Origin of the sequence: Nitrosomonas sp. Nm132, assembly GCF_900100485.1 — a bacterium.
Taxonomy (GTDB): domain Bacteria; phylum Pseudomonadota; class Gammaproteobacteria; order Burkholderiales; family Nitrosomonadaceae; genus Nitrosomonas.
Genome location: NZ_FNDH01000089.1, coordinates 1 through 3833, shown reverse-complemented (window position 1 = coordinate 3833; position 3833 = coordinate 1). Strand labels below are relative to the sequence as shown.

The 3833-nt window shown below is 53.4% G+C and carries 3 protein-coding genes and 1 pseudogene; 1 reads left to right on the top strand and 3 read right to left on the bottom strand.

Going from position 1 to position 3833, the window contains the following annotated elements; genetic code table 11:
- Positions 1-109: 109 nt before the first annotated feature.
- The 3 genes and pseudogenes from BLP80_RS14420 to BLP80_RS14410 all read right to left on the bottom strand — a co-directional run.
- Positions 110-1980 (bottom strand): annotated as a pseudogene (locus tag BLP80_RS14420) (DUF4158 domain-containing protein); the annotation flags it as partial.
- Between the two features lie 3 nt (positions 1981-1983).
- Positions 1984-2370, bottom strand: a complete 387-nt coding sequence (locus BLP80_RS14415; protein ID WP_090544395.1) for a type II toxin-antitoxin system VapC family toxin — start codon at positions 2368-2370, stop codon at positions 1984-1986.
- On the bottom strand, positions 2367-2612 hold the full coding sequence (locus BLP80_RS14410; RefSeq protein WP_090544394.1) for a type II toxin-antitoxin system Phd/YefM family antitoxin: 246 nt from the start codon (positions 2610-2612) through the stop codon (positions 2367-2369). Before BLP80_RS14410 ends, BLP80_RS14415 begins: the two co-directional genes overlap by 4 nt.
- Positions 2613-2925: 313 nt before the next feature.
- On the opposite strand from BLP80_RS14410, the gene BLP80_RS14405 reads away from it, so the two are divergent.
- Entirely contained in the window at positions 2926-3789 is an 864-nt protein-coding gene (locus tag BLP80_RS14405; protein WP_090544392.1) for a DinB/UmuC family translesion DNA polymerase, read from the top strand.
- The last annotated feature ends 44 nt before the right edge of the window (positions 3790-3833 follow it).

The following is a 3833-nucleotide window of genomic DNA, read 5'->3' as shown; positions in this document are numbered from 1 at the left end:
GTTCATCGCCAAGTACTCGCAAAACCCACAACCTTTCAAATGGCGTAAGCGGGAAGTGCGCGGCAGTCAGCTCAAAAATACTATCGTTAATTTACGCAATTAAGCACTAGTTCCCGTGGTTCATGGCCTTGGCGATGATGACCGCCATCAGACTGTCGATGTCGGCCACCTTCTTGGCATAGCGCGGCTGCAAGGGCGTCAGTGCCGACAGAAACGGGCATTGACTGTTGACGAAACGCAACACATCGGCGACATCGCAGAATGGCAGTTTTTCATAGAACGCCTGCTCGCTCGCTTTGTGTTTCTCGGCCTTTGGCCTGCGCCAGGTCAGTGTCTGAGTGTTCTTGTCGTACGCCAGATGCGTCAGTTTGCCCTGTTTTAGCTCGCGGTTGAACGCCAGCCACTGCTCGCACAGCTCATTCGTCAGCGCGTCGAGCTGGATACTGATCGTCTTGCGTAGGAATGGTATGTCCATCTGTGGTATGTCCATCTGTGGTATGTCCATCTGTGGTATGTCCATCTGTGGTATGTCCATCTGAGCGAGTAGATCGGCCTTTTCCTCCATTGATACCAGATCGTCGGTGATGTGGCGGTGTTGCAAACTGTCGTCAAAGGTAGAGTTCGCCAGACTTCAGATGCTTCCTAATCTGACGATACAGCCAAGATTCGTAACGGTGGGCATGCAAACCAGTCGGTTTGCCGTCAGCATCGTAGATCAATAAGTACGGCCGCAACCGCTTCGGCAGCGTGGCCTCCGAACATTCAGCAAGCGGCCGTTGCGAAAGGCGCTGTGGCCTGGAAAAGACCCCTTTGGCCCAAACGAGGGCAGCGAGCCATGGACTGTCTGGCATGATGTTGGCGAAATCGAGTGTGACGTATAACGGGCGCAGATGGCGGCGGATACGTTCAGCCAAACGATCAACCGCCTGCCAGTGCAGGGCTAGTTTGCTCGCCGGTTTTACACTCAGGCGTTGATCGGTGTCCTAAGGGCGTCTTCTGGCATGATCTTGTAGGCGCGCTGCCGCACGGTGCCGAATGGTGTGGCATCGGCCACCGTATCATCGACATAGAGCAACAGTAGGCGTCCGACCCGCTGGGTTTCCTGATGGCGCTGCTTTCGTCTTCCAACTGTTTCATGTGGTAGGCCATCGCATCGACCAGATTGTCGGTAAACTGCCGGTAGCGTTGCCAGGCGTAGCACAATAGGTAAAGATGGGTCTGCTGCGAAATGCCCAGCTTAGGCAGCGGAACCTTGGCAATCCTGTGCAGAGGCTCCAGCGTGGCACGTTTCTCACGTTCGCGGGCCCTCTGCTGCCAGCCGAAATCCTTGGCATCCTGCTTTAAGTCCGCCAATTGAGATAGGGCGTCATCACGTACTAGGAGCTGGGCCAGCGTAGCTTTTGCCATGTCATCCAGTATTTCCGACAGCAGATCGCCCAGCCGCCGGCGCTCGGCGGACAGTGTTTCGCTGATGAGTTCTTGCAGCGTGGTGTAGCCAGTCCGAATGATCTTGTGTTCGTTGAGCCACACGACCAGCTCGGTGGCTACAAATCCCGGCGTGACGTCACGCCGCACGCTATGTTTGGCCTGATGCGCGAGCTGCGGAAGGAAGCCGGAAATCCACAGCCGGTAGCCGAATAGCTCGGCGATTCGCCCGCGCTGGGTGTAATGCTCATAGTTGGTGATCGCCTTCCGTTCAAACGCATCGCCGATGAAATAACGGCTCAGCACAAAGGCACAATCGTCTTCAATATCGCCCCAGTCGAAACGAAAAAATGCCTGTTTGGCTTTGAAGTAACCGATCTGCAAAACGCAATAGACCTGGGCATAGAATCCGGGGCGGCTGGCCGCAAGCATCAGCTCGGCTTCGGATAGCGCCAGGTACTCCAACCGCTGAGCGTCATCGAAGTCCGGCAGGCCGTATAAAGCGTACTGCTCAGCTTCCGATAGTACGGTCAGCCGCTTGTTTTTGGCGGCCATTTGTTAGACGAGTTGCACAGGACCTGGATATTCAGCCACGCGTGCGTCGGCCGTCAGTAGCGTTATGCCCTCGACAATGGCCTGGGCGACAAGCAGGCGGTCAAAAGGATCTTTATGGATCGGCGGCAAGGCGCCGACGGCTACCGCATGCTCACTGAGGATCGGCAGTTCGCTGTAGCCGTTGTCCAGCAGGCCGCGCCGCAGCAGGCGCGGATCGATCTGGAAATCTTCGCGGCCTAAGCCGCATTTGATAACGACTTCCCACAGACTGGCGACGCTGAAGAACAGTTCATTTTCAGGTTCGCTCATCAGCGGCTGGGCAGCCGGTGGCAGATAGTCAAAACCTTCTGCTGCCCACAGCAGCAGATGAGTGTCCAGCAGCAGCTTCATACGCTGTCCTCAAATAGCTTCACGATTTCCGCTTCGCCCATCCGGTCGAAATCATCCGGTACATGGATTTGTCCAGCCATAAAACCGAACCGCTTGATCTGAGAAGGCTCCGGCGCATGGAGCGCAATCACCTTGACCATCGGCTTGCCGGCCTTGGCAATGACAAACGGCTCACCCTTGGCGGCTTGCTCCACCAGCCGGGATAGTTGAGTTTTAGCATCGTGAATGTTGTATGTCCGCATCATGCCCTCCTGATTTAACTTGGTTCATTTAACTTAGTTTATCGCAACTCGGCATCCTGTTCCAGTTCGAATAAGGTAACCCTTTATTGAACCGGTGAAAAAGGGTACTCTATTCAATAAAAGCCAAACCCTAACCAGACCGGTTTGGCTAAATAAACCCTAAGAAGCTGTCTGGCAGACCATCTACGATCATTTTAGCCGGTGGAACAAGCGGGGTGTCTGGGAGAAATCCCTGGATCAACTGACAATCTGCCGCCGCCAAAAAGCGGGGCGTTGTACCGTACCCAGTTATGGCATCATTGATGCGCAAAGCGTGAAAACCCAGTATGCCAGTGAAGAACGAGGCATCGATGGCGTATGCGATCTCGCATCCATGCCACCCAGTCAAATGGAAGCACTGCTATCGACTATTGACGTGAGTGAAGTATGGGGTGTGGGGCGTCAAATGAACCAGCATCTGTATGCAGCCGGAATTAAAACCGTGAAAGCGCTACGTGACACGCCAACCGCTTGGTTACGTGCAAAGTTTGGGGTAGTGATGGAGCGCTTAGGTTATGAGCTGCGCGGAGTATCGTGCCTCTCGCTGGAAGAGGTATCCGTACCTCGAAGGCAGATTATTTCTTCACGATCATTTGGCCAACTCATTTATAGCCTACCCGAACTTAGTGAGTCCGTTGCAAGCTATATGAGTAGTGCAGCAGAAAAACTACGGCGACAGAACTCGGTTTGTAATGCAATCCAGGTGTTTATCCAAACCAATCCATTCCGTGAGCAGGATAAGCAGTACAGTAACAGCATTACCGTGCCCCTTCCCAATGCCAGTAGTGATACGCGATTGCTGATCAGAGCGGCGCTGTTTGGACTCAGACATATCTACCGGAAAGGCTATGCTTATAAGAAAGCAGGAGTGATTCTGACCGGAATTGACTCCGTGGCAACATACCATGAATCATTGCTAACACAATACGGGGCAGACGAGAAATCAGTAAAACTGATGAATGTCATGGATCAGTTGAATCAAAAGTATGGACGCAATACCGTGTCGGTGTTTTCTGTGGGAAGCCAGAAAGCGTGGAGCATGCGGCGGGAGATCATGTCGTCTTGTTACACGACAAAATGGATTGATGTAATGGAATGGACGCCCACTACCCTAAATGGCAACGAGGTGCCAAAGTAGTGTTGTTTAAAACCCTGTAACTAGAGAGGAGCGTCCGACATGAA